Annotated in this window: 22 protein-coding genes; 5 read left to right on the forward strand and 17 right to left on the reverse strand. The window is 72.7% G+C overall.

All coding sequences use genetic code 11. The features are described 5' to 3' along the window. From AC08OJ_RS03285 to AC08OJ_RS03295, 3 genes are all read right to left on the reverse strand, one after another. Positions 1-879: RecQ family ATP-dependent DNA helicase (locus AC08OJ_RS03285; RefSeq protein WP_476595034.1), on the reverse strand; the 879-nt coding region annotated here is incomplete at its 3' end. A gap of 239 nt (positions 880-1118) precedes the next feature. Next, positions 1119-1331, reverse strand: a complete 213-nt coding sequence (locus tag AC08OJ_RS03290; RefSeq protein ID WP_476595035.1) for a hypothetical protein — start codon at positions 1329-1331, stop codon at positions 1119-1121. 15 nt (positions 1332-1346) lie between these two features. Next, positions 1347-1952: a helix-turn-helix domain-containing protein gene (locus AC08OJ_RS03295; protein ID WP_476595036.1), complete on the reverse strand. Its 606-nt coding sequence runs from the start codon at positions 1950-1952 to the stop codon at positions 1347-1349. A 475-nt stretch (positions 1953-2427) separates the two neighbouring features. Here AC08OJ_RS03295 and AC08OJ_RS03300 point away from each other — a divergent pair, with 475 nt between their 5' ends. After that, the gene (locus AC08OJ_RS03300; protein WP_476595037.1) at positions 2428-2682 is read left to right on the forward strand and encodes a hypothetical protein; all 255 of its coding nucleotides are present in this window, start codon (positions 2428-2430) and stop codon (positions 2680-2682) included. Between the two features lie 56 nt (positions 2683-2738). Here AC08OJ_RS03300 and hypE read toward each other — a convergent pair whose 3' ends face one another. The 9 genes from hypE to AC08OJ_RS03345 all read right to left on the reverse strand — a co-directional run bounded on the left by hypE (position 2739) and on the right by AC08OJ_RS03345 (position 13336). Further along, the gene (hypE, locus tag AC08OJ_RS03305) at positions 2739-3800 is read right to left on the reverse strand and encodes a hydrogenase expression/formation protein HypE (RefSeq protein ID WP_476592020.1); all 1062 of its coding nucleotides are present in this window, start codon (positions 3798-3800) and stop codon (positions 2739-2741) included. Continuing rightward, positions 3793-4899, reverse strand: a complete 1107-nt coding sequence (gene hypD, locus AC08OJ_RS03310; RefSeq protein ID WP_476592021.1) for a hydrogenase formation protein HypD — start codon at positions 4897-4899, stop codon at positions 3793-3795. Before hypD ends, hypE begins: the two co-directional genes overlap by 8 nt. Next, positions 4896-5177 carry a HypC/HybG/HupF family hydrogenase formation chaperone gene (locus AC08OJ_RS03315; RefSeq protein ID WP_476592022.1) on the reverse strand — a complete coding sequence of 94 codons (282 nt, stop codon included), beginning with the start codon at positions 5175-5177 and terminating at the stop codon, positions 4896-4898. The genes hypD and AC08OJ_RS03315 overlap by 4 nt, the downstream gene beginning before the upstream one ends. A 4-nt stretch (positions 5178-5181) precedes the next feature. Then, positions 5182-7722 (reverse strand): carbamoyltransferase HypF, encoded by a 2541-nt coding sequence (gene hypF / locus AC08OJ_RS03320; RefSeq protein WP_476595038.1) that lies wholly within the window; start codon positions 7720-7722, stop codon positions 5182-5184. Beyond that, positions 7713-8906, reverse strand: coding sequence for an NHL repeat-containing protein (locus AC08OJ_RS03325; RefSeq protein ID WP_476592024.1), 1194 nt, complete (start codon positions 8904-8906; stop codon positions 7713-7715). Before AC08OJ_RS03325 ends, hypF begins: the two co-directional genes overlap by 10 nt. Next, positions 8903-10003 carry a hypothetical protein gene (locus tag AC08OJ_RS03330; RefSeq protein WP_476595039.1) on the reverse strand — a complete coding sequence of 367 codons (1101 nt, stop codon included), beginning with the start codon at positions 10001-10003 and terminating at the stop codon, positions 8903-8905. The genes AC08OJ_RS03325 and AC08OJ_RS03330 overlap by 4 nt, the downstream gene beginning before the upstream one ends. A 40-nt stretch (positions 10004-10043) precedes the next feature. Beyond that, on the reverse strand, positions 10044-10610 hold the full coding sequence (locus AC08OJ_RS03335; protein WP_476592026.1) for a hydrogenase maturation protease: 567 nt from the start codon (positions 10608-10610) through the stop codon (positions 10044-10046). Between the two features lie 13 nt (positions 10611-10623). Then, on the reverse strand, positions 10624-12231 hold the full coding sequence (locus AC08OJ_RS03340) for a nickel-dependent hydrogenase large subunit (RefSeq protein WP_476592027.1): 1608 nt from the start codon (positions 12229-12231) through the stop codon (positions 10624-10626). An 82-nt stretch (positions 12232-12313) separates the two neighbouring features. Next, positions 12314-13336 (reverse strand): NADH-quinone oxidoreductase subunit B family protein, encoded by a 1023-nt coding sequence (locus AC08OJ_RS03345; RefSeq protein ID WP_476595040.1) that lies wholly within the window; start codon positions 13334-13336, stop codon positions 12314-12316. Positions 13337-13712: 376 nt separating this feature from the next. Between AC08OJ_RS03345 and AC08OJ_RS03350 the strand changes: the two genes are divergently transcribed. Together AC08OJ_RS03350 and hypB are read left to right on the forward strand one after the other, a co-directional pair. Further along, on the forward strand, positions 13713-14144 hold the full coding sequence (locus AC08OJ_RS03350; protein WP_476592029.1) for a hydrogenase maturation nickel metallochaperone HypA: 432 nt from the start codon (positions 13713-13715) through the stop codon (positions 14142-14144). A gap of 75 nt (positions 14145-14219) precedes the next feature. After that, positions 14220-15023 carry a hydrogenase nickel incorporation protein HypB gene (gene hypB, locus AC08OJ_RS03355; RefSeq protein WP_476595041.1) on the forward strand — a complete coding sequence of 268 codons (804 nt, stop codon included), beginning with the start codon at positions 14220-14222 and terminating at the stop codon, positions 15021-15023. A gap of 277 nt (positions 15024-15300) precedes the next feature. Here the strand turns inward: hypB and AC08OJ_RS03360 are convergent, their stop codons facing one another. From AC08OJ_RS03360 to AC08OJ_RS03380, 5 genes are all read right to left on the reverse strand, one after another. Further along, entirely contained in the window at positions 15301-15522 is a 222-nt protein-coding gene (locus AC08OJ_RS03360; protein ID WP_462185804.1) for a hypothetical protein, read from the reverse strand. Between the two features lie 206 nt (positions 15523-15728). Then, a complete protein-coding gene (locus tag AC08OJ_RS03365; RefSeq protein ID WP_476595042.1) occupies positions 15729-17030 on the reverse strand; it encodes a TIGR02679 family protein in 1302 nt (433 codons plus the stop codon). Next, positions 17027-21301, reverse strand: a complete 4275-nt coding sequence (locus tag AC08OJ_RS03370) for a TIGR02680 family protein (protein ID WP_476595043.1) — start codon at positions 21299-21301, stop codon at positions 17027-17029. The genes AC08OJ_RS03365 and AC08OJ_RS03370 overlap by 4 nt, the downstream gene beginning before the upstream one ends. Then, positions 21298-22566, reverse strand: a complete 1269-nt coding sequence (locus AC08OJ_RS03375) for a TIGR02678 family protein (RefSeq protein WP_476592034.1) — start codon at positions 22564-22566, stop codon at positions 21298-21300. Before AC08OJ_RS03375 ends, AC08OJ_RS03370 begins: the two co-directional genes overlap by 4 nt. Before the next feature lie 108 nt (positions 22567-22674). After that, complete coding sequence (locus AC08OJ_RS03380) at positions 22675-24381, reverse strand: TIGR02677 family protein (RefSeq protein WP_476595044.1); 1707 nt, start codon at positions 24379-24381, stop codon at positions 22675-22677. Positions 24382-24570: 189 nt separating this feature from the next. Here AC08OJ_RS03380 and AC08OJ_RS03385 point away from each other — a divergent pair, with 189 nt between their 5' ends. Then, the gene (locus tag AC08OJ_RS03385; RefSeq protein ID WP_476592036.1) at positions 24571-24768 is read left to right on the forward strand and encodes a ribbon-helix-helix protein, CopG family; all 198 of its coding nucleotides are present in this window, start codon (positions 24571-24573) and stop codon (positions 24766-24768) included. Then, a complete protein-coding gene (locus AC08OJ_RS03390; RefSeq protein WP_462185803.1) occupies positions 24765-25145 on the forward strand; it encodes a type II toxin-antitoxin system death-on-curing family toxin in 381 nt (126 codons plus the stop codon). The genes AC08OJ_RS03385 and AC08OJ_RS03390 overlap by 4 nt, the downstream gene beginning before the upstream one ends. Positions 25146-25332 lie beyond the last annotated feature (187 nt).

Below are 25332 nucleotides of genomic sequence, written 5' to 3' on the forward strand. Positions count from 1 at the left end.
GTCGATGCCCATGCCGAAGGCGATGGTCGCGACCATGATGATGCCGTCCTCGCGCAGGAAGCGTGCCTGGTGCTCGGCTCTGGCGCGCGCGTCGAGCCCGGCGTGGTAGGGCAGCGCCGTGATCCCGTTCGCCACCAGGAAGTCGGCGATCTTCTCGGTGGAGGACCGGGACAGGCAGTAGACGATTCCCGCATCCGCGGCGTGCTCGGTGTGTAGCAGCTCCAACAGCTGCGCCTTCGGCTCCTTCTTCGGCACGATGCGGTACTGGATGTTCGGACGGTCGAAGTCGGCTACGAAGTGGCGGGCGTTCTCCAGGCCGAGCTCGGTGGCGATGTCGTCGTGCGTCCGCGGGGTCGCGGTGGCGGTCAGCGCGATTCTCGGTACGTTCGGCCAGTGCTCGCGCAGTGCCGACAGCTCGCGGTAGTCGGGCCGGAAGTCGTGTCCCCACTGCGAGACGCAGTGTGCCTCGTCGATGGCGAACAGCGCGATCTCGCCCCGGTCGAGCAGCTTGACCGTCGCGTCGGCGCGCAGCCGCTCCGGCGCCAGGTAGAGCAGGTCGAGGTTACCGGCGAGGAAGGCGGACTCCACGTCGCGACGCTCGTCGAACTCCTGCGCGGAGTTGAGGAACCCCGCGCGGACGCCGAGCGCCCGCAACGCGTCGACCTGGTTCTGCATCAGCGCGATGAGCGGTGACACCACGACGCCGGTGCCGCCCCGCACCAGGGCGGGGATCTGGTAACAGAGCGACTTGCCGCCGCCGGTCGGCATCAGGACGAGCGCGTCGCCGCCGTCGACGACATGCTTGATGATCTCCTGCTGGCCGTCCCGGAACGACTCGTAGCCGAAGACGCGGCGCAGCACCTGCGCGACGTCGCTCACGGATCGACCAGGGGGCACGGATCGACCAGGGGGAAGGTCATTCTGGTCACTCTATGAGCCGCTGCTCCTCACCGGCTGGTCGCCCGGGCGGACACCCGGTAGGACGGAAAGACGACTATGGCGAGGTGACACCGTCCGACCGTAGTTACGTGGACCGATTGCCGCGTTTTGCCTCGTTCCCCCGCCTCGTTTCCTCCAGATGCCGTTTCGGGAAGCCGGCCGAGGCACGTACGGACGCGTCATGGGACTCTGGGGTACTGCTTCTTGAGCCGGTCGATGAGCGCGAGCGCGGTGTTCTCCGAGCGGGCCATCGCGCCCCAACCCTCGATGAACAGGCCGTCATAGCTCAATCCGACCCAGCGGCCGGTCAACCGGTCGCCGTGGGGATGCAGGGAGAGGAACAGCGTCCCCTTGGACCGGACCGATCCGTCGGACGCGACGTACCAACCCATGATTATCTCGTTGTCCTAGACCCGCAGTTCGCCCCACCAGAGGTACCCGCCCTCGTCCACCGACAGGCCGCGGGAGATCGCCTCCATCTGGATGACGTCGCCGACCTGGTTCAGGTTCGCCTCCTGCGAGGTGCGGATCTCCTCGCCGTCCCGGAACGTCTGCCAGGCCGTCCACCAGTGCCCGGACAGGCCGACGGTGTTCCTTGTCCGGCGGTCGGCTCCCTCGGACGTGGACGTGGACGTGCGCCCGGGGACGGGGATGGCTGGTGCATCGGATCTCGTGACGGGACCGACGGCGGCCGCGCTCTCCCCGACGGTGAGCTGTCGATGATCTGTGGTGTCCACCTCCTCCAGAGCTCGTCGCCACGGGATGCCCGCCTGACTCCCCTTGTCCTCCAGCCACGCGTGACGACGCAGTTCGATCAGGGAGCCACCGGCGTTCAGCTCTATGTCGATCGCGGTCACGAGCGACTGCGACGGCACCCCGAGCAGTCCGCGTTCAGCCTTCGACAGGTAGCTCGGCTGGTAGCGGACCCGATTGGCGAGCTGGGCCTGGCTCAGTCCAGCCGCTTTCCGTAACTGCACAAGTGCGTTCAGGAGGTCGGTGAGGCAGGGTTGCATGTCCATTTATCGTCTACCCGGGTCCAGGGCAATGGTTCATCGGCCGGCCGTTCTCATCTGGTCTGACTGTTGTCACACCCCGCGAGCCTGCGCCTGGCGCCAGGCTTACCGGGATCTCCGTCGGATCGTCGCACGTGGAGACCGCGGTCCTGACGGCGGTGTGCTGGGCGGGGAACCCGCGCTGTGCCCCCCGCCCCGTCGGTCGTCTGACGACTCTCACACCCTTCCCAAGCCGCCTGTCGTGCGTAAGTCTTGAAGCTGATGCCACGGAGCATGTCGACCGAGAACTGCACCGCACGGCCGAGAACTGGACCGCACGACTTGGACCGGGGTGGGACATGGCGAGGATTCACCGGCTCACCGACGCCACTGTGTGTCCCGGGCGTCCTGCGTGTCGTGTGCGTCCCGGCGACTGGTGTAGCCCGCCCGGCGACCGGTGGCTCCGGCCCGGCGTGCTGTTCGGGCCGGGGCCGGCGTGACGGCGCCGCAGCCTTGCGACCGGCCGGCCAGGGACAACTGGCGCAAGGGCGGTTGGCAACGCGCCGAGGCCGCCCTCCGTACCGCGCAGCCAGGTGCCGGCGCGTACGCGGTCGTGTTCATCGATGACGCCGGCTCGCCCGCATCGGTTGTCGCGACGTTCCCCGGGCCCATGTCCGCCGAGATGTACGGCAAGATCATTGGAGGTCGGTTCCGGGTCCTCCGGATGGATCCGGCGCATCACGCGCCCTGACCCGCCGATCGTTGGAGCCGATCGTTGGAAAGGTGGGCGCGGCCACGCCGCCGAACTCAGCAGATGCGGGGGAGTTGCTCGCCGAGCGGCCGGTCGACGATGCGGGTTCCCCCGAACGCGGTGCGCCCGACGACCACGCCCGGATGCTCCGTGGTGACCGTGCCGATGGCGGCCGCGTCACGCCCCGCCGGATGCGCCCGCATCGCCGCGAGCACCGCGTCGGCGTCGGCATCGGCGACGAACGTGACCAGCTTGCCCTCGTTCGCCACGTGCAGCGGGTCGAGGCCGAGGAACCCGCAGGCCGCCTCGACCGCGGGCGGCACCGGCACGGCGCGCTCGGCGAACTCGATGCCCGTCCCGGACGCGGCGGCGATCTCGCATAGCGCGGTCGCGAGGCCACCCCGGGTCGGGTCGCGCAGCGCGTGGACCCCCGGCGCGGCCGCCAGCACCGCCGCGACCAGCCCGTGCAGCGCCGTCGTGTCGGAGCGGACCTCGCCGCCGAACTCCAGCCCGTCGCGCACGCTCAGCACGGCGACACCGTGCTCGCCGACGGGGCCGGAGACGATGACCCGGTCGCCGGGCCTCGCCCGTTCGGGGCGGATGTCCACCTCGGCCGGGACGAGCCCGATGCCGCTGGTGTTCACGTAAAGACCGTCGGCCAGCCCGCGCTCGACGACCTTGGTGTCCCCGGTCGCCAGCCGCACCCCCGCCGCGGCCGCGGCCCGGCCCATCGCCTGCGCCACCCGGCCCAGGACTGCGAGCTCCAGGCCCTCCTCGAGGATGAACCCGGCCGAGAGCGCCACCGGCATCGCGCCGGCACAGGCCAGATCGTTGATGGTGCCGTGGACCGCGAGTTCGCCGATGGAGCCACCGGGGAAGAACAGCGGGCGCACCACGTACGAGTCGGTGGAGAACGCGAGCCGGGCGCCCGCGACATCCAGGACCGCCGAGTCCGCCGGTGCCCGCGCCACGTCGGTGGTCCCGAACGCGGGCAGGAACAGATGCTCGATCAGCTCGCTCGACAGCACGCCGCCGCCGCCGTGCCCCAGCACCACCTGGTGATGGTCACGCAGCGGAAGTGGGCAGGTCCAACCGGTCGGGTCGACGGGGTCAGCCACGGCCGACCGCCGGGGTCAGCCGCCGGAACTGGAAGTAGGCGGCGCACGCCCCCTCCGCCGAGACCATCGTCGCGCCGAGCGGGGTGCGTGGCGTGCAGGAGGTTCCGAACGCCGGGCACTGTGGCGGTTTGACCAGGCCCTGCAACACCTCGCCGCTGCGGCACTCGGCCGGCTCGGCCACTGTGAGGCCCTCGACGTCGAAGCGGACCTCGGCGTCGAAGTCCCGGTACGCCGCGGACAGCCGCCAACCCGAGTCCGGGATTGTCCCGATTCCCCGCCAGGACCGGTCACACACCGTGAAAACCTCGGCGAGGATTTCACGGGCCGCCGGGTTGCCCGCCGGCCGCACCGCCCGCGGGTAGGCGTTCGCGAGTTCTGCCCGCCCCGCCTCGAGCTGCTTGACAGCGTGGCGCACCCCGTCGAGCAGGTCGAGCGGCTCGAAACCGGTGACGACGATCGGTACCCGGTAGGTCGCCACCAACGGCTCGTACTGGGAGGTGCCCATCACCGTGCACACGTGGCCGGCCGCCAGGAACGCCGCCACCCGGTTCGCCGGCGAGGCGAGGACCGCGGTCATCGCCGGCGGCACCAGCACGTGGCTGACAAGTACGGAGAAGTTGCCGAGCTCACGGCGCCGGGCCGCCACCACGGCCATCGCGTTGGCCGGGGCGGTGGTCTCGAAGCCCACCCCGAAGAACACGACCTGGCGGTCCGGGTTCTCCTCGGCGAGGCGGACCGTGTCGAGCGGCGAGTAGACCACCCGGACGTCCCCGCCGCGCGCCCGGACCATGAACAGGTCCGTGCCGCTGCCGGGGACCCGCAGCATGTCCCCGAACGAACAGAAGATCACCTTGGGGTGGGCGGCGATCGCCAGCGCCCGGTCGATCGTCTCCAGCGGCGTGACGCACACCGGGCAGCCGGGGCCGTGGATGAACTCGACCTGGTCCGCGAGGAGCTGGTCGATCCCGTTACGGATGATCGAGTGGGTCTGGCCGCCGCAGACCTCCATGATCGTCCAGCGTCGGGTCGCGGTGGCAATGATCGCATCCAGCAGCCGGCGGGCCAACGCCGGGTCGCGGAACTCCGTCAGGTACCTCACCGGCTCGGCCCGGTCATGCCCGGTCCCGCCGCGCGCGATCCCAGCTCCTCCTCGAGCAGCCCCAGGTCCCGGAACATCGCGAGGGTCTCCCGCGCCGCGGCCTCGTCCACCCTGATCAGCCCGAAGCCGGCATGGATGATCGTGTACTCCCCGACGGTCGCGTCGGGCAGGTAGGCGAGGCACACCGTCTTGGTGACGCCGCCGAAGTCGACGATCGCCATCCGCGTACCGCGGTCGTCCCAGATCTCGATGATCCGGCCCGGTATCCCCAGACACATGCCGTCAGGCTTCCTTCCCGCCGAAGGTCGGCTCCGTCGGGCGGCCCAGCGCCGCGACCGCAGCCTGGCCCAGCGCCAGCCCACCGTCGCCCGGCGGCACCACCCGATGGACGAGTACGTTGAACCCGGCGGTGGCGAGCCGGGCGCGGCAGGCCCGCGTCAGCACCACGTTGGCGAACACACCGCCGGTCAGACCGAGCAGGCGGACTCCGTACCGCCGCCGCGCGACCCCCGCGACCTCGGCCACCGCGTCCGCGACCGCCAGATGGAACGCGCCGGCCAGCACCGGCACCGCCACCCCCGCCCGCAGACCGGCGACGATCCCCGCGAGCACCCTCGCTGGGTCGAGGACGCCGTCCGCCAGGCCGAAGGCGAGCCGGCAGGCACCGGCGCCGCCGAGTCCGGCGCCGCCGAGCTCCGCCGCGGTGAGCCCGTCCGCGGCGAGCGCCTCCAGCTCGACGGCGGCCTGCGCCTCGTAGGTGATCCGGTGGCGCACCCCGAGCAGCGACGCCACCGCGTCGAACAGGCGGCCTATGCTCGTGCAGGGCACGCAGGCCACGCCCCGGTCCAGCGCGGTGCGCAGGGTGCGCAACTCCGCCACGGAGCAGGCCCGCACCGGCGCCAGGTCCGCGGTCCAGTCCAGGCCGGCGGCGGCCAGATGGGCGAGCGCGACCCGGTACGGATTGCGGACGGCGGTGTCGCCCCCGGGCAGGCCGATCGGACGCAGGTGCGCGACCCGCTTGGCGCGGGCGACGTCCGGGCCTACCAGCAGCACCTCGCCGCCCCAGATCGTGCCGTCGAGCCCGTAGCCGGTGCCGTCGAACGCGACCCCGAGGATGGTGTCGCCGAGCCTGCCGTGCTCGGCGAGCAGGGCGGCCACATGGGCGTGGTGGTGCTGGACCAGGTGCGGCGACCGGCAGGCGGACCGTGACCCGTAGGTGGAGGCCTGGTTCGCCCCCGCAGCCGGGTTCCCGGCGGCCGCGTCTTCGGCCCCCGTGGCCGCCGCGCGTTCGGCCCAGGCCCGGGTGACGTATCCCGGATGGAGGTCGGCGGCGAGCGTCTCCGGCGCGACGCCGTACAGGTCGGTCAGGTGCGCGGCGGACCGCTCGAAGGCCCCGAGCGCCGCCAGGCTGCCCATGTCACCCAGATGCTGGGACACGAACGCGCGACGGTCCGTGGTGAGGCAGAACGTGCTCTTGCCCTCGCCGCCCACGGCGAGCACCGACCGGACAGGGCGGCCGAGGTCCACCGGCAGCGGAACGTATCCGCGGGAGCGCCGCACCGGCAGCACCTGCCCGTCGTCTCCGTCGTCCCCGTAGCCGCAGCGCACCACCGAGTCGTCACACGGCAGGAGGATCGGTCGGTCGTGCCGGAGGAACGCGTCGGCGAGGCCGGCGAGCCGGTCCCGCGCGTCGTCGTCGGCGAAGCAGATGGGCTCGCCCGAACGGTTGCCACTGGTCATCACCAGCATCCGCGGCGGTGGCGGGCCGCTGCCCGGGACCGGCGCGAACAGCAAGTGGTGCACGGGCGTGTACGGCAGCAGCAGCCCCACCAGCGGGGTGCCGGGGGCGACCAGCCGCGATATCCCCGATATCCCCGCCGCGGGCGAGCGGCGGACGAGCACGATCGGAGCGGCTGGCGACGCCAGCAGCGCCGCCTCCGCCGACGACAGGTCGGCCACCAGGGCGGCCGTCGCCAGGTCGCGCACCATCACCGCGAACGGCTTGTCGGGCCGGCCCTTGCGGGCGCGCAGGCGCGCCAGGGCCGTGTCGCCCAGGTCGTTCTCGGCCGAGCAGGCCAGGTGGTAGCCGCCGACGCCCTTGACCGCGACCACCGCGCCGGCCGCCAACGCCCGCTGGGCCGCCGCCAGCGCGGCGTCCGTGCCGTGCACCTCTGGTCCGGTGCCGTCCGCGGGGCTGAACCACAGCTTCGGTCCGCAGGACGGGCAGGCGACGGGTTCGGCGTGGAAACGGCGGTCCGCCGGGTCGGCATACTCCGCCGCGCACCGCGCGCACATCGGGAAACGGGCCATCGTCGTGGCCGCGCGGTCGTACGGCAGCGCGCTGATGATCGTGTACCGCGGGCCGCAGTTGGTGCAGGTGATGAACGGGTGGCGGTGGCGCCGGTCGGTCGGGTCGAACATCTCGCGCAGGCAGTCGGCGCACACCGCGGTGTCCGCGGGCACCAGGGTGCGGTCGCCGGGAACGGTCGCGCCGGCCACGATCCGGAACCCGGCGTCGCCGGCGGTCAACCGGGTCACGCTCGTCACCGTGACGCGCTCGATGTGCGCGAGCGGTGGCGCCTGCGGTTCGAGCCGGCGCAGGAACTCGGCCACCGCCACCTCGTCGCCTTCGACCTCGGCGAACACCGAGGTCGAGTCGTTGCCGACGAATCCCGCGAGCCCGAGGGTGCCCGCGAGCCGGTGGACGTAGGGCCGGAAACCGACGCCCTGGACGACGCCCTCCACCACGACCCGGCGCCGGACCCGGCGCTCGGCCCGCTCGGCCCGCCCGGCCCGCCTGTTCTGCTCTCCGGTCACACCCACCGCCAGATCATGACCCGGTTGTTGCCCGAGTCCGCCACCGCGAGCCGGTCGCCGCGCACCGAGAGGCCGTACGGCCAGCAGAAGGTGTCGGCTTCGACGCGGGTCCACCGGTTCTCCCCGGTCTCGGCGAACGACGGCTGGCCGAGCACACCGGTCGCAGGCATGGAACTGCGCCGCGGCAGTTCGTCCCACAGCAGGACGCGGTTGTTGGCGGTGTCCGCGACGGCCAGCAGGTGTCCGTCGCTGTCGACGGCGTAAGGGAAGCGCAGGACGTCGGCCCGGCCAGGCGCGTAGGGGAACTCCCCGGAGCAGGCGAGATCGGGCTGGCCGAGCACCAGATCTGCGTCGCTGTCGGCGTCGGGATGGGAGGCCCAGCCGAGCAGTCGGTGGTTGCCGGCGTCCGCGACCAGCAGCCGATCGGCGGTGCCGGCGAGGTCGTGCGGCCACCGGAAGCTGGCCGGCCCGGCCGCGCCGCCACGGTTCTCGTCCCGGCGGGTGGGATCGGGCTGCCCCAGCACCAGGTCGGGTAGCCGGCCGGGTGAGGACGGCAGGCCATCCGACCAGCCCAGGATCCGCCGGTTACCGGTGTCAACGACGTAGAAGCGCCCACCCGCCACGGCCACCCCGAAGGGCCAGTAGAAGGTGTCTGGTCCGCACGGGCCGCCCCGGTTCTCGCGGACGGCGCCGGCGTCCGGCTGCCCGAGCACGAGGTCGGGGGCAGTGTCGGTGACCGTCGGGACCTCGTCCCAGACCAGCACCCGGTGGTGCCAGGCATCGGCGACCACGAGCCTGCCGTCCGTGACGAGCACGCCGGTCGGCAGGTGCAGGCCGCGTTCGGGTCCGCGCCCCGCGGCCGCCGGTCCTTCGCTCGTCGCGTCGGCCTGGCCGAGCACGACGTCGGCGGGGGTGCCGTCGACGGCCGGCAGACCATGCCAGATCAGCACCCGGTGGTTGCCCGAGTCCGCCACCACGAGCAGGTCGTCGCCGAGCCACACCCCGCGCGGCGCGTACAGCCGGGACGCCGACGGCAGAGCCGACGGCAGAGCCAGCCCGCCGGGCGCCGGGGCGCCGATCCACACCGCCGGTTCCCAGCCCCCCGCCTGGCCGGCCCGCCCTGCCCGGCCGGCCTGCCCAGCCCATCCGGTCGGAGTGGCGTCACCGAGTGTTCCGCTGCCGGGCGTCACGTCGACTTCGCGGTGAGCCGGCGGGCGATCTCGTCGAGTACCCCACGCACGGCCAGGACGGCGTCGGAGTCCCCGAACTCCTTGAAGATCGCCTGCGCCTCGTGCAGCACCGCCTGCGCCGGGTCGAAGAGACCGAGGTGGGCCAGGGCGTTGCCCTGGTTCGCCCGAGCCCGGGCGTAGCCGAGGGGGTCGGCGTCGCGGTCGCGGGCGGCGATGACCTCCTGGTAGCGCGCGACCGCCTCCCGCAGGTTGTCCTCCCGATGCGCGGACGGCGCGTAGACCAAGGCGTTGGCCATGTTGAGCTGGGTGCTGGCCCACCGCTCGGGATGGGTCTCGCGGGTGTAGACGGACAGGGCGGTCCGCAGGCCCTGCACAGCCACGCCGACCCGCAGTTGGTCGGACGCCTGCGCCATCGGCATGGCCAGATATGCCGTGGCGAGGTTGACCTGTGCCGCCGCGAACAGCTCCGGGGCGGTATCGATGCGGACCAGGCGCAGCGCCGAGAGGTAGTGCTCCACCGCGGCCTTCAGGCTCGCCGGATCGTCCCCGGCCAGCTCCTGGTAGGCCGAACCGAGGCTCAGGTGCAGCTCGGCCCGGCCGACCGTGAGGTCGGTGGCGGCCAGCGCGGCGAGCGCCGCCGTCAGCTCTGCGATGACGGCCGGGCTCGGCCCCTCGACTCCGCGACGCAGGTCCGCCGCGGTGGACCTGAGCTGGGCGGCGAGACCGGGGGAGGGCTCCCGCGCTGCGGCGATGGCCCGCTCCAGCAGCCCCGCAGCCTCGCCCGGCCGGCCGGCGGCCATGGCCTGGGCGGCGTGTGCGGACCACACCATTGCCGCGATCTCGCCGGTCTTCCCGCCGGGCGGCGGAGGTTCGTCCAGCTCGCCCAGGGCGAACCGGACCACGTCCACCAGAATCCCCAGCGCGGCCAGCTCCGCCGGCCAGGCCGCCGGCACCTTCCCGGCCGCCAGCGTCCGGCGCAGGTCGGCCGTGGCCTCGCCGCCCGGCACGAGCAGGAAACCGGCCGGCAGCGGGAAGACCCCGACGGGCTGCGGGCGCGCGCAGGTCACACCCGTGCCGATGACGTCGTCCTCACCCATGCGCGTCCTCACCCATGCGTCTGGTCATCCATGCGTCTGGTCATCCGTCCGTTCCGCCGGTCCCGGGGGTGAGACCGGCGATGATCAGCTCCCGGACCTGTTCCATCGCCCGGCGCACCGCGGGACTGAGATCGGCGCCGGGCTCCACGCCGCCCGCCTCGATGAGGTAGACGACGACGTCGCCCGGATAGCCGTCGCCGAGCAGCCAGCGCCCGAACGCCAGCGCCTGGTCCCAGCGGAAGGCGTGCGGGTGCAGCGCGTCCAGGGGCAGGTTTTCCAGTTGTGCGCCCGGGACCTCGAACACGGTCCCGGGCTTGGCCCCGGTGCGGCTGGCGTCGACGACCACGACCCGGCGCGCGCCGCGCATCGCGAACGCCGTGTCCATCCCGGCGGTCCCCCCGTCGACCAGGCGCACCCCGGCCGGGACGCCCGTCTCAGCGAGCCGGCGGACCAGGATCGGCCCGACCCCGTCGTCACCGCGCAGCAGGTTGCCGCAGCCGATCACGGCCACCTCGCACCCTGGTGGTTCGAAACCGGGCGGATCGACCTGCACCCGCGGCCCGGGCGGGGGTCGCGAGGCGGCACCCGCCTCCCGGTCCCCGGTCATAGGTCACTCCCGGTCATAGGTTGTCGTTGATGACGAACCTGCTGAGCTCCCGGCCGGTCCTGCCGTCGTAGGCGTGGACCGTGCAGACCAGGCATGAGTCGAAGCTGCGGGCCACGTGGCCGAGCTCGATCGGGTTCTCCGGATCCACGATGGGCGTGCCGACGAGGGCCTGCTCGATGGGACCGGGCGCCTCGGAGCCGTCGCGGGGGCCGATGTTCCAGGCGGTCGGGGTGACCACCTGGTAGTTCGCGATCTTGCCGTCCTCGATGACGATCCAGTCCGAGAGCGAGCCGCGGGCCGCCTCCGTGGAACCGAAGCCGCGCCCTTCGGCGTACTCCACCGGCTTGAGGTGGAACGGCTCGTGCAGGTCCAGCTGGTCGAGCCAGGCCCGCGTCCACTGGTAGTACCTGGCGGCCTCGTGCATCCGGGCCAGCAGGCGGACCATCACCGACGGGCCGATGGCCGCCAGGATGTCCCCGAACAACGGGTCGTCGTCCTGGTGGGCACCCGCGCCGGGAGCCGCGGCGGCGACGCGGCGGGCGAGCGGCCCGGCCTCCAACGGCAGGTACCCGTGGTTCGGCACCTCGTACCGGGGTGACTTCGCCCAGCTGTACTTGCCCTGCTCCCGGCCGCGCGCCGGATCGATGGGCCGGGTCTCGCCGTCGAACGGGTGGCGCGCCTCGGTCTCCTCGTAGAACGAGTGGGTGACGTCCTCCCGCACCCGGGCCTGGTCGAACTCGGAGTACTCGCCGCCCGCGTACACCCCGGACCGGCCGATGAGTGCCGCGTTGCGGCCGGAGATGGTCGGCCGGGTATAGAGGTCGGGGGCGAAGTATGTCCCGGTCGCCAGGTAGTTGCCGACTCCCTGGCCATAGCGGTCCAGGCCGATGCCGAGGCAGTACCGGAGGAAGAAGCCGCAGTCGCTGTCGCGCTGGGCGGGGTTCTCGTCCACCCAGGCGAGCACGTCCTGCCAGGTACGGTTGGCCAGCCATCGCTCCACCGAGCAGCCGAGCCACTGCTTCTCCAGCCAGTTGACCTTCCAGTGTTCCAAGATGGCGATGGAGCGGGTCAGGTCCGGCAGCGTCGGCGCGCACATCACCCCGCCGGGCACCATGAAGCTGGAGTGCGGCCACTGCCCGCCGAAGATGGAGTAGACCTCCACCGGCTTGGCCGACAGCACCACCGCCGGGCCGTAGCTGCTGCCGGTGTAGGGCGCGAACCGCCGCACCGCCTCCTCATACAGCGGCGAGGAGGCGTATTTCCGGTTTGTGAGGTCGATGGCGAACAGCGCGTAGAAGCAGCGCGGGATGCTCTGCAACGTCTCGCACGCCTGCGCGATGTTGCGGACCAGCGTCGCGTTGGGCGGCATCTCGGTGCGCCACGCGACGTCCAGCGCGTACGCCGACTTGTACAGGTGGCTGCCCCCGCAGATCCCGCAGATCCGCGGGGTCACGATCAGGCCCGCCTGCGGGTCCTTGCCGCGCAGGATGATCTCAAAGCCCCGGAACATCGCCGCCTCGGTCCACGCCGAGGTGACCACCCCGTCGTCGATCGTGACCCGGACGTCGAGGTCGCCCTCGACGCGCCCCAACGGGCTGACGTTGAGATCGACGGTGGCCATTGGAATCCTCTCTCCTCCCCGTCCGTTCCTCGCGGTCTCCGGTCGGAGCACGCGCGGTCATCGGTCATCGGCTGCCGGGCGGCTAGACGACGAACATGTCCTCCTTCGACCACTGCGGGGCGACTATCCGGGCGGCTGCCGCGTGTGCCAGGTAGCCGAGGTGGCCACTGCCCGCCGGCACCTCCCGTGGAATGAGCCCGCCGACCTTCCGGGTCCTGAAGACCGTGCCGGGAGCGAGGTCGAAGAATGGGAACTCCGGCTCCGTGCACCCGATGCACGGCATGCCGGCGCGGGTCTTCGACGACTGGCGGTTCCACAGGATCCGGTTGCACGGGGAGTGGGTCATCGGGCCGCGGCAGCCGAACTCATAGAACAGGCAGCCCTTGCGGGTCCCGTCCCCGAAAGCCAGGGTCGACTGCTTGTATTCGAAGTACTCTGCCCTGGTGCAGCCGGTCTGGGTGAATGTCGTGAAGAACGTCCGTGGCCGGTGCAGCTCGTCGAGCGCGATGTCGGCGGCCCGGCCAGTGGCCAGCGCCACGATGATCTGCGTGATCCAGTCCGGGTGGGCCGGGCAGCCCGGAATGTTGACGACGGGCAGCCCGGAGCGCGACCGGAAGCCCGGGCCGAGGAAACCGCCGCGTTCACGCTTGTGGAACTGCAGCCCGGTGGAGTCCGTCGGGTTCGGCGCCGTCGCGGGGATCCCGCCCCAGCAGGCGCAGTCCCCGATCGCCACCACCACCTGAGCCTGGGCGGCCAGCTCGCGCACCCAGTCCTGCATGGGCCGCTCGGCGAAGACGTCGAAGCCGCCGCTTCCGTCCGGGCCGCGGATCACCGAACCCTCGAAGACGAAGATGTCGACCGGCCGCTCACCCCGCGCGCAGTCGGTGAACAGCTCCCGGGCCTGGGCGCCGTTCTCCAGCCCCAACGATGGGTGCCAGAGAAGTTCCAGCCCGAAGTCGGTGATCAGGTCGACGACGTTGGGCTCGTCGGCGTTCAGGAAGGACATCGTGTTGCCGCTGCACGCCCCGCCTTGGAACCACAGCACGGATGACATCAGCACTCCCTTCGTCGGACGGGCGGTGGTCGGCACCGCGGTCCGCCGCACCGCCCACCTCCACGAGCGGACCGAGCCCTCCGGCGAGGTGATCAGAAGCCGCTGGGCCGGGTGATCGTCGGGTGGCCCGTCGCCTCACGGAGACGTCCGGCAGAGCAGACACTATGTCCCCCAACGCCGGACGCCTATCGACAGTGCGCGGAGGCTGCCACCAACGCGCAGTCACCAACGCGCAGTGCGGTTTGGTGAAGCGCACACGACCGGGTGAGAGTGGGGTATGCACCGGCCATCCCAGCCTGCCCTCATCGACGCCCGTGGGGCGAGCGCCGAGGCGCGGCCCGGCGAAGTGGTGAGCCGGTGCGATGCCGGCTCGGGCGGGTCACCGGATCAGGCGGGTCGCCGGAGGGTGCCGGGGGAGGACCGGGCGATGCACGAGCTGTCCGTCTGCCGATCGATCGCGGACGTCGTCACCCGGCACGCGGCCGGTCGGCCGGTCACCCGGGTGCACGTCCGGGTGGGCCAGCTGCGCCAGATCGTGCCGGAAACCCTCGCCTACTGCTGGAAGCTGATGAACGCTGGGCCCCCGGAGAGCGCTGGGCCGCCGGGGAACGGCGCCGATCCCCCCGGCGGGCAGGTGCTGGCCGGGTCTGTGCTGGAGGTCGAGAGCGTGCCGGTCAGTGTGTGCTGTCGGGTGTGCGGGACCCGTGGCGAGCTGGCGGACCGGGTGCTGCGCTGCGGCACCTGCGGCGCGGCCGGCGTCACCATCGTCACCGGCGAGGAGTTCCTCGTCACCTCGTTCGAGGTGGCTTCCGACCCGGCGGCTCCCGACCCGGTAGTTCCCGGCACCGTGGAGGCGTGACGCGCGGTGGGTCGCTTCCATCCCCACCCGGAAGGGGCGCCGCACGAGCACTCGGGTCCGCACTCACCGGCCGGGGTGTCCGTCGGGGACCATTCCGGCTATGGCACCGGGCCCGAACGGGTCGAGGTCCTCGAGCGGATCCTCGGGGAGAACGAGCGGGTCGCGCTGGCGAACCGGGCCGCCTTCGACGCCGCCGGCGTCACGGTGGTGAACCTGATGTCCGCTCCCGGCGCCGGTAAGACCACCCTGCTGGTCGAGACGCTGCGCCGTCTCGGCCCGCATCTGCGGGTCGGGATCATCGAGGGCGACATCGAGACCAGCATCGACGCCGACCGCCTCGACGGGCTCGGCGCGGCGATCGCCCTGATCAACACCGGTAACGGGTTCGGCGGGGAGTGCCACCTGGACGCGCCCATGGTCGCCTCGGCGCTGGGCCGGCTGCCCCTGCGCGACCTCGATCTCGTCGTTATCGAGAACGTCGGCAACCTGGTGTGCCCCGCCGAGTTCGAGGTCGGGGAGGACCTGCGCGCGATGGTGTTCGCCGTCACCGAGGGCGAGGAGAAGCCCCTCAAGTACCCGGTCATGTTCCGCTCGGCCGACCTGGTGCTCGTCAACAAGACGGATCTGCTTCCCCACCTCGACTTCGACCTCGAGGCGTTCCGGAAGAACCTCGCCGACGTCAACCCGGGCGTGGCCGTGCTGGAGGTCAGCGCCCGTACCGGCCAGGGGGTCGACGCCTGGTGCGCGTGGCTGCGCGCCCTACCCGGACAGCGCCCGGAGCCTACGATCGGCGGGGCCGTGCTCGATGACGACGGGGATCCAGTGCGGGCGGGCGCTCGACGACGGGCGCCTGGAAGGCGACGGTCTCGACGTCCGTGACCGCGAAATCGATGATCTCGACATCAGACGGCCCGAAGTCGGGTGCCTGGAAGAGGCGGATCGTCAGAGGCGGGGGCTCCTGCCGCGGCAGAGACCGCGGCGGCTCCGACGCGGAGAAGAGGGGGATCGAGGTGGTGGCGATGAGATGTCTCGCTTTCGGGGTGGGCTGCCGGAGTGGAACGAGGGGTAGGACGTCAGGGCGGTGACAGGCTTGCCCGCGGGACCTTCCGCCGCCTACGTGGCGTCTTCGGGTTCCGCGAATCGAAGCCTCACGGCGTCAGAGACGGGACATCTTGCTGAACGGGCTCAGAATGCGTTCCTGCTGGGAACCGAAATCGACGAGGACGGCGATTTCTTCTTCGACCCCGGTCACCTGGCCGAGGCCGTACCTGTCGTGGGTGACCCGGTCTCCTACGGCGAACCGCTTGCACGGCGGGGTGACCGGGGCCTTGAAGGGGCTGGTGGACAGACGGGGCCTGGGTACCGCTGACTTGGTCATCGCCTCCAGTATGCGCCTGCCGCACCGGGCGCCGCTGCTCGTCGTCGACGAAGACCAGACGATCATCGCTGCTCTCGCCGGCCAGGGCGCCCGGACGAGCGAGGTTGCCGACCTGCTGCCCGCGCGTGTCGCCGGGACTCTACCGGCCGCACCCTTGAGCGCCTGGCCTTCATCTACCGAGTGCTACCGAATGTTACCAAAAGCTATCAGTCGTGTGGGGCGCTGAGGTCGTCGATCAGCTCGGCGAGGACGAGTTCCTCGTCCACTCTGATCGCATGGTGCTCCAGCGCGGGGCGCAGGTCGGGGTCCCAGGCCGCGTCGACCGGCCGGCCGGCCAGCTCGCCGCCGGTCACCGTGGCCAGCGCCGCCTGATAGGACCGGGCGTCGAAACGCCATGGCCGCCAGCCGATCCGTTCCCGCAGCCCGTTGGCGATGCGGAGGCCGCCCCAGTCGAAGTCGCCGTGGTAGGCGAACCGCGCGCCCTGGCCGGCGAGCGCCGAGAGCAGGCCGATGACGGCGGCCGACGGCTGGCCGTTCACGCACACCAGCGGCGGGGTGCGGCCCGCCAGCTCGTCGGCGGCGCTGGCCAGCACGATCGGATTCTCACACAGGTACACCACTGCGAGGCCCACCCCGAGGTCGCCGCAGTCCTGGCCCGGGCCGACCTGGCGCAGAGTGAGCACGCAGGGCTCCCCCGCCTCACGACAGATGGCCAGGAGCCGGCCGGCCGGGCTGTCCGCCCCGCCCGGCAGGCCCAGGCAGAGCACCGTGGACGACAGTTCGTCACGGTGCACCCCGGCAGCGGCCCACGCGGCGCGGCGGCCCGCGGCCGAGCCGTCACCCGCCGGGTGGGATCCGCCCAGTACCCGGGCCGCCGCCAAGGCCAGCGTCGCCAGCGGCCGGCCGTCGTCGAGCGCGTGCGCGTCGCCGGTGCTGGTGGCGGCCAGCCGGCCCAGCGCCACGCCGGGTGAGGGCAACGCGTCGAGCACCCGGACCAGGTCGGCGACCAGCGGCACCGCCGCGTCCGGGGTGCCAGCCAGCCGGCGCAGCAGGCCGGTGCTGTCCAGCCAGGACCGCCAGGGGGTGAGTTCGGGGCGCCGGGCGAGGAGGTCGTCCAGGGGCTGGTGCGCCTGCGCCCAGGCCCGTGACTGCGCCGCAGCCAGCTCCGCCCGCTCCGTGACATCCCCGGTGAGCTGGCGGACGGCGGCGGCGAGTCCGCCCGGCGCGGCGCCGCTGGACCGCAGCACCGCGTCGACCTCGTCCAACGACACGGACAGCGAGGCGCCGGCGCCGGCCCGGCGGCCCAGCAGCCGCTCGACCCCCCGCCGCTGGTCCGCGCTGGCCCGGCCGAGGGTGACTGTCCCGGTGAGCGGCCGGCCCAGCTCGATCCTGCGCCGCACCCGGTCGAGCAACCACGCCGTGTGCTCACCGCCCAGCAGACGGCGCAGCCGTTCCACATCGCGGGCGGCTCCCGTATCGCGGGCGGCTCCGGTCGACGACGCGCTCACTCGAACGGCAGGGGCTCGGTGTCGCCGCCCTGCGCCGGATGGAGCGGCTGGGGCTGGTCGGGCCGCTCGGGCTGGTAGGGCACCGGCCGGTCGACGCGGGTGCGCTCGTGCCCGTCCCACCGCCACGGCGTGACGAGCACGGCGTCGATGCCGTCCCGGCGGGACAGCTGCGCGATCGCCAGGCCGGGGACCTGCGGGTAGCAGCCCCACTCGCGCTCGCTGGTCATCACCACATCGAGGTCGAACGCGGCGAGCAGGCCCAGGCACTTGGCCCGCGAGTCGTCGTCCACCCCGGCGAACGCCTCGTCCAGGGCGACCAGGCGGGGTGCATGCCGGTTGCCGGAGGAGTCGTAGAACGACGAGGCGGCTGCGAACAGCGGCACCGACGCCGCGAGCACCCGCTCACCACCGGATGCCGGACCGTTCGCCGGCCGCCACTGACCGTCCTGGAATCGCTGCACAGCGAACTCGTGCCAGCCGCGGTAGTCCAGGGCACGGGTCAACTGCTCGGCCCATCCGCCGGTGGTGTCCGCGCTGTGCTCCCGGTTGATCTGCTCCTGGAGGAACGCGCCGACGGCGGTCCGCTCGGCGGGGCTCCAGGCGTCGGCCGTCTGCCGCAGCAGCCGGTCGCGCACCGCGCTGAGCCCCTCGGGGGCGCTGCGGGCGACCCGCCACTGCAACCGCAGCCGCATGCCGGTCGACGTGGGCCGTTGCGCGAGGTCCGTGTTGATCCGGCGGACCTGGCTCTCGGCGTCGCTGATCAGTTCCTGCAGGGCGCCGGCCACCTCGTTCACGAGGTGGTTCTCCAGGATCTCGCGTTCCTTCGCGGACAGCAGCATCGCCCGCTGTCCGGTCTCCGCCTCCAGCGCGGCGACCAGGGCCGGGATGTCCTGCTTGCGGCCCTGGAACAGGACGTCGACCACGATCACGCCGTCGGAGACGATCATCCCGACCGAGTGGCCGTGCCGGGACAGCGCGTCGGTGAGAACCTTGTGCTCGGCCGACACCCGCTGCTGCGCCAGCTCCCACCGGCGGTCGGTGTCGTCGACGTCGTCGAGGGCGGCGTTGACCGCCCGGGCGAGCGTGATCGCAGGGTACGGCGCCCAGCCGGCAGCCGGGTCCGGGATCTCCAGGCCCGGGACGGCGACCGCGAGCAGGCCGGTGGCCGCGAACGCCCGGAGCTTCGCGACAGCCGCCTCGCGTTCGGCCGCGGCGGTGGTGATCGCCTCCCGCAACGTCTCACGCCGGCCGTGAGCCTGGCCCCGGGCGTCGAGCGCATCCCGTTCGGCGGCCCGCGCCTGCTTCTCCCGCTGCCCGCACCGGTCGAGTTCGGTGTCGACGGCGGCCAGTTTGCGGAACAGTTCGTCGACGGCGGCGCCGGCCGTCTCGACCAGGACCCGGTGACGCTCGGCGGCCGCGTCGGCCTGCGTCTGCGCCTCGGCGACCGCCTCGGCCGCCTGTTCCTGGCGTTCCAGCGCGAGGGTGAGTTCGTGTTCCGCCTCGGTCGCCGCGCGGCGGGACCGGTCCAGCGACTCCGCCGCCGGCCACAGCGCGGCCAGCTCCGCCCGATAGTCACCCAGGGCGTCCCGGACGCCGGCCAGCGCGGCCGGCTCCGCGGGCAGGCGCACGTCGCCGGCGAACTCCTCGGCCGCAGCCCGTGCCTCACCCGCGGCCTGCTGCCGGCGGGCCGCGACAGCTGCCGCCTCCTGGTGCTGGGCGTCGATCCGCCGCTTGGCCTTGTGCTCCGTGGCCAGCTGCGCGTGCGCCTCGCGCAGGTCGCCGTCGGAGGGCCGGGCCCCGTGCTCGGCGGCCAGCGAGAGCTGCCGGCCGGCCAGCTCCGCGGCGGCCGCGGCCAGTTCGTCGAGCCGTAGCTCGATCCGGGCCGCCTCGGCGCGCAGGTGGTCGAGCCGGGCCCGCCTGGCCGCCTCGCGGGCGCCCTCACCGATGTAGCCGGCGGTTTCCTTGCGCCACCCGCCGGTCAGGACCCCGTTACCGAACCGGCCGTCCACGGTGACCCAGGTCCCGCTGGCCGCCGGCCCGTGGGCCAAGGAGTCGCCGGCCGGGCCGGGCCCACCGCGCAGGCCGATCGTCGCGAGGACGGCGGCGACCGCGGTGTCGCTCAGCCGGCCCGCGCGCGCGTCGTCGCGGTCGATCGCCGGCGTGAGCACCGCAGCCAGCCCACCCCCCGGCGCCGGCCGCCCGGGCGTGACCAGAACGTCGTCGCTGACGGGGTCGTGCAGCCGCCCGTCCGGGCCGACCCAGGCGTCGAGGATCCCGGCGGCCTCCAGCGCCGCCTCGATTCCGGCCCGGTGCTCGTCGGGCACGCCGTCGACGAAGTCGACGACCTTCCACAGCGGGGCGCCGTCCCGGCCGTCCCGCCCGTGCTCGTCGCGGGTGTGCGGGGCCGGCGGCGAGTCGTGGCCACCGGCCGCCAGCCGCTCGATCTCCTCGGCGAGCCGTTCGAGTTCCCGCCGGGCGGCCGTCTGCTCGCCGTCGAGGACGGCCTGCCGGCGGCCGAGACCGGCGGTGGCCAGCCGCGCCGCCTCGTCCACCGCGGTGGTGACCGGGTTGGGCCCGTCGAGCGTGTCCACCCAGCCGGCCAGGGCCGCCAGCGCGGCGTCCGGGTCGGCCGGCCGCAGGTAAGCGCAGCCGGCCAGGTAGGCTGTGCAGGCCGAGATGAGGCCCGCCCCGCGCTGGGCGGTCAGGTCCTCGGCCGCCGCGATCCGCTCGGCGGCGGCCTGCTGCTCGGCAGTGATCCGGTCCAGGTCGTCCCGGGCTGCGCGCAGCGCCACGCCGGCGTCGGCCGCCGCGCGCAGCAACCCGTCGAGGCGGTTCACGGCGGCGCCCTGCTGCCCGACCAGGGCCTCGGCGGATCGCCGGGCGTCGCGGTACGGCGGTTCCCCGCCGTCCAGCTCGGTGAGCACCGCGGCGTGCCGGCCGGTGACCAGGGCGGCCTCGGCCGCCAGCCCGGCGGCCCGGACCGCGGCGTCGAAGCCCGCCGCGTCGGCCTGGACCGTGCGTTCCGCCCCCGTGAGCCGGCGCTTCCGGTCGCCGGCGGCCTCGGCCGCGTCCCGGCTGTCCCGGTCCCGCTGGGCGGCGAACCGGGTGAGCCGCCCGGCATCCTCCTCGACGCCCCGCCGCGCCGCCGCGTCGCGCATCTCCGGGCTGTCCCGCAGCGCGTCTCGCCGGGCGGTCAGTGTGGCCTTCGCCTCCTCCACCTCGGTGAGCGCCTGCTGCGCGGCCGTCAGGGCCTCGACCGCCGCCTGATGCGCGGCGTCGGCCTCGGCGAGATCCCGCCCGTGCTGCTCGTAGCGGCTGTGCGCCTGTCGCGGCGGGGCGGCGTACCGTTTCGCGGCCACCCGGGCGTACCGGCGGTAGTGGGTCAGGAACGCCTGCGCCGCCGTTTCCGCCTCGGCGAGGGCGCGCAGCGTCTCCCGTTCCTCGTCCAGGCCCCGGAACGCCTCGGCCACGGTGACCACGAGCGCGGGGTCCAGCGGCGGCAACGCCTCGGTGAGTGCCCGGGAGAGCAGCTTCTCGTCGGGCTTCTTGGACAGCTGCGGCTGGCGTAGCTGGATCAGGAGGTTGACCAGGGCCTCGTACCGGTGCCCGCCGAGACCGAACAGCGCTTCGTCCACGGCACGGCGGTAGTCCGACGCGGTGTCATACACCGCGCCGTGGCCGTCGACGGCGTCTTTCAGTTTGTCCCTGGTCAGCGGCACCCGGGTCGGGCCGACCAGGGACAGCTGCGGACCGATCCGCTGGCGGGTCACGAAGAACCAGTGTCGGACGATGCCGCGCCCGCTGACCGCCTTCAGACCGGCCCCGATCGTACGGTACTCGGGGACGCCGTCACCGCCCAGCCGGCCGAACTCCAGCCAGGTGTAGCCGAGCCGCTCGGGATGCGGGTGCCGGCCGCCCAGCAGCAGGTTCCATTCCATCCGCTTGTTGCGGTCACCGTCCGGTTCGACCCGGTGCGCGGCCAGCTCGCCGTCCAGCAGGAACGGGAGCGTCAGCGCGAGGACCTTCGACTTGCCGGTACCGTTGTTGCCGCGCAGCAGCAGCCGCCCGTCGTGGAAGTGGAACTCTTCCACGTCGTAGTAGAAGAGGTCGACGAGGCCGGCGCGCAGCGGCTGCCAGCGGTCCTCTCGGGCCGGAACGGGAATCGCGGTCGAGGCCGGGGACGGTGTCGGTGTCGTGGCCGGTGCCGGTGCCGGTGCCGGTGTCGTGGACGCGCGGGTCGGTGCCGCGGGCACGCGGGGCGAGGTGCTCATCGGCGGCTCGTCTTCTTCCTTCTGACCGGACCGCTTCTGACCGGACCGGCGCCGCCCACCCGGCTGTCGTGGATCGTCGGCGCCTCGACGGCGTAGCGCGTGATCGCGGGCCGGGCGAGCACCGCCGGTGGTTCGCCGGCCTGGCCCGGCACGTCCGTGACCAGCCGCAGCGCGCGCAGCTTGTCCAGCGCCATGGCGAGCAGCTCGGCGTCGGCACCCGGTTCGGTGACGCCCCGCCGCCAGTAGGTGGAATGCTTGGCCGCCATCTTCCGAACGTAGCCACGCAGCCGGCCGACCGGCACCGGCCCCGCGGAATCTGGCTGGGCGGCGAGATACTCGGCGACCAGCAGGGTCACGTGGCCGTCGGTGCGCTGTTCCGGCATCCGTACGTCGGTGAGCTCGTCGTCGGGGTCGACCATCGCGATCCCTTCCGCGCGCATCTCGGCGATCAGACCGGTGGCGTCCTCGATCCGTCTGGTGATCGCCCGGCGCTGGCTGATCAGGTAGGCGCGCTCGTCCTCGGCGAGCTCGTCGTAATAGACGACGGGATCATCGAGCAGCCAGCGGGTCAACCGGTGGCGAAGCGACCGGTTGCGCAGGTCGTCGGTGTCGGGGACGGGCTCGTGGGTCAGCTCGGCGAGCCGCGCCCCGATGTCGTCGGCGTCGATGGTCGACGGGCCGCGGGTACCGGTCAGCAGCGACGCGAGCACCCTGCGGCGTACGTCGTACAACGCGTCGCCGCTGTCGCGCAGATAGGCGTCCTCCTCGCCGGCGACCCGATCCAGCACGCCGAGCGCGAGCAGCAGCCGGACCACCGCCACGAGGTCGGAACGTTCGTCCCGGCGGCTGAGGGTGAAGGTGACCCCGGTGCGGGCCAGTTCCGGGTCGCTCGCCGCGACCAGCACCCCTTCGGCCAACCGGCCAAGGGTGATCTGGGTGTCCGCCGCCTCCAGCACCGACAGCGCGAGGCACAGCAGGACGTAGCGGCGCCGCCCGAACGGCGCTCGACCCTTCCCCTCCCGCGCCGGGTGCGTGTCGTCCTGGATGGTCGCCGCCGTCTTGAACAGCCGCGCCGACTCGGCGTCGACGACCAGCCGCCAGCCGGTTTCAGCGGCGAGCCACTCGCGCAGCTCGGAGGCGTGCCGGCGGACCAGCCGCAGGACCTCGTCGTCCGCGCCGGCGGTGCGTAGCGGCCCGGCCAGCAGCGCGCGCAAGGCCCTGCGCCGCGCGGCCCGGTTCTCCTCGGCGACCGAGTCCGCCGTCATCCGGACACCCGTCCGGTCTCCAGCAGCTCGAGCCGGTCCGGCCCACCGGCGAGTACGACCGGATCGAGGGCGTCCATCCGGCCATTCAGATCGTTTTGCCGGTTTCGGTCATTCCTCTCGTTCAGGCCATTCAGGCCATTCAGGCCGTTCCAGGCCGCCGGACGCGATGCCGCACCGGCCAGGTCGACGATCTCGACGGTGTGTTCCGGGCCGTCCAGGACGCCATCCTCGGTCTCGATCCGCGCCACCCCCCCCGCCGAGGACGAGGGTGAGCCGGATCAGGACCGTGCCGTCGCTGGACGTGGTCTCCACCTCGGTATCGCCCGGCAGCCTGGCGGCGAGCGCGTCCCCGAGCAGGCCGAGGAACAGCCGGAACGCCTGCCGGTCCAGGACGCCGAGCTGGGACAGCAGTACCGGCCCGTCGGTGGCGAGCCGGGCCCGAGCGGACGCGGCCTGCTCCGCCTCCCGCGCGGCCTGCTCGGCGAGCAGCCGCCGCTGCTGCGCGCGGTCCGTGACCCGGTTCGGCGTTCCGCGCCGCTCGTAGGAACCGGTCCGGCGCAGCTGCGGGCTGATCCGCATCGGCGGCGCCTCCTGCCACGGCGTGTTCGGTGTCGGCTCGTCCTCCTGCCAGGCGGCGACGGTCTCCTGGCTGACGGTGAGATGCCGGGCCGAGGCCAGGCCGAAGGCGGCCCGCCACAGCCGGTGGGCCGCCGCGTCGTCAGGGGCCTCGGCAAACCAGCGGGCGAGCGTGCGGAAGTCCGCCGACCGGTCCGAACGGCCGGTACGGCGCTCGTTGAGTGCGGCGACGGTGTCGATGAGCTGGGTGATCGCGGTGATCGCCGCGCCCCGCAACAACCGTGCCTGGGAGGGACGGCGTGGATCCGCCGACACGAACCAGTCGTGCAGGCCGCGCCAGCGGTTGCGCCAGCCGTCCAGGGCCGCGGCGACCGCGGCGTCGTAGGCGGTCCGAATCCGCTCGGCGTCGGTTCGCCCGGCTCCGGTCCGTCTGGGGTCGGATACCCCGGATACCTCGGAGTCGGATATCTCGGGCACGTCGGGCACGGCGTCGGTCGCCTCCCGACGGGCCGCGAGCAGCAGCAGGCGTTCGACGCCGGCCCCCTCGACCTGACCCAGCAGGGTGGCGATTTCCGCGCCCCGGTTCGCCAGCTCGGCGATGAACCGGTTGATGTAGTCGATGAGCCGTTGCTTGTAGGCGAGGAACGCGTCCACGTCACCGTCCGAGAAGTCGATCACTCGGCGGAGGGACGTCATGAACGCCTGAGCGTTGTCGGCCAGTCCGGTGAACCGCTCCGCCAGCCCCAGCAGCAGCAGGTGTACCTTCGCCGGGTCGAGATCGGCGGCGTCGCCGGCCGTCATCTCCACCAGGGCGCGCAGCTGGGCGGCGATGTCCTCCAGCGCCACCGACTGCAGGGCGCCCCGGCGGCCGATCGCCACCTCGTAGACGGCGATCGCCTCCTCGGCCGCCTGCCCGGCCGGGGTCAGCTGGTACAGGTAGCGCGCCCGGTGGAAGTCCGCCACCGTGGTCACCCGGCCAGTGTCCGGGTCGGCCCGCAGGTTGCCCCACTCAACGAGCTTGTCCAGCGCGGCGACGATCGACTCGGTCTGCCCCGGCCGCCCCAGGTCCGCGAGCACGTCCTCGGGGCGCATGTGGACGATGAACCGGTCCCGCGCCCGCGCGAACGTCGTCAGCATCTCCCGGTAGACGTCCGCGTTGGGGGCGCTCAGGTGCGCGAACGGCTGCCGGGGCGGCGCATCACCGCCGGCTGCCGGCCCGGTCTGTCCGTCGCTCGTCACACCGCCCAGTATCGCCCACCATGCTACTGCGTGAACGGCGGGTGACCGGCTACCAGTGACACTACATGACGCGCGTCTGTCTGTACCTGCTGCTGTACCTGCTGCGGGGGTGATGTTGCTGGCTGTCGGACGGCGCTTGACGATTGCGACGGTAGCGGTATCGCTGATGATACCATTCCGGGCGTGGCTATGACCTTGCGCTTGACGGACGCCGAGACGGAGGCGTTGCGGCGCCGCTCCGAGCTGGAGCAGCGGTCGATGCAGGAGGTCGCCCGGCAGGCGATCCGGGAGTACATCGAGGCGCACAGCCGTGCGGAGCTGCTGGACCGGGTGTTGGACGAGGAGCTTCCGCGGTACGCCGAGGCGCTCCGCCGGCTCGGCGAATGATCTATCTGACGCTGCCCGAACTGCTTCACGTCGCCGAACGGACGCTCGGAGCCGAGCCCCAGGTCCGAGATCATGGCCTGCTCGAATCCGCGCTGGCCCGACCGCGGGCGACCGTCTTCGGTCACGACGCGTATCCCACCCTCGACGGCAAGGCCGCTGCGCTGCTGCACTCTCTCGCCCGTAACCATGCGCTCGTCGACGGGAACAAACGCCTCGCTCTCGCCGCGCTCATCGTCTTCTATGGTCTTAACGGCCGCCGTCTGACGCTGACTAACGAGGGCGCCTACGACCTGGTGATCAGCGTCGCGGCGGGGGCGTGCGATTCTGTCGAGGAGATCACCAGGATTCTCGCGGAGGCGAGCGAACCCGGTCGATGAGAGTCGCCTCGTGGCAGCCGTCCAATGCGTCATGACCATGACGGCAGAGGCGTCACGCGACCAAGAAAATATATGCTGTGAGCTGCGTCGACACCGCTATAATGATCGAACTCTGAAGTGGTGAGACCGGACAGGCTGGTCTCAATGCCATTTCCGCTGAGTTTCTTATGCTGCGGGCTGGGGTTTC

This window comes from Frankia sp. CgKIO3 (genome assembly GCF_977946435.1).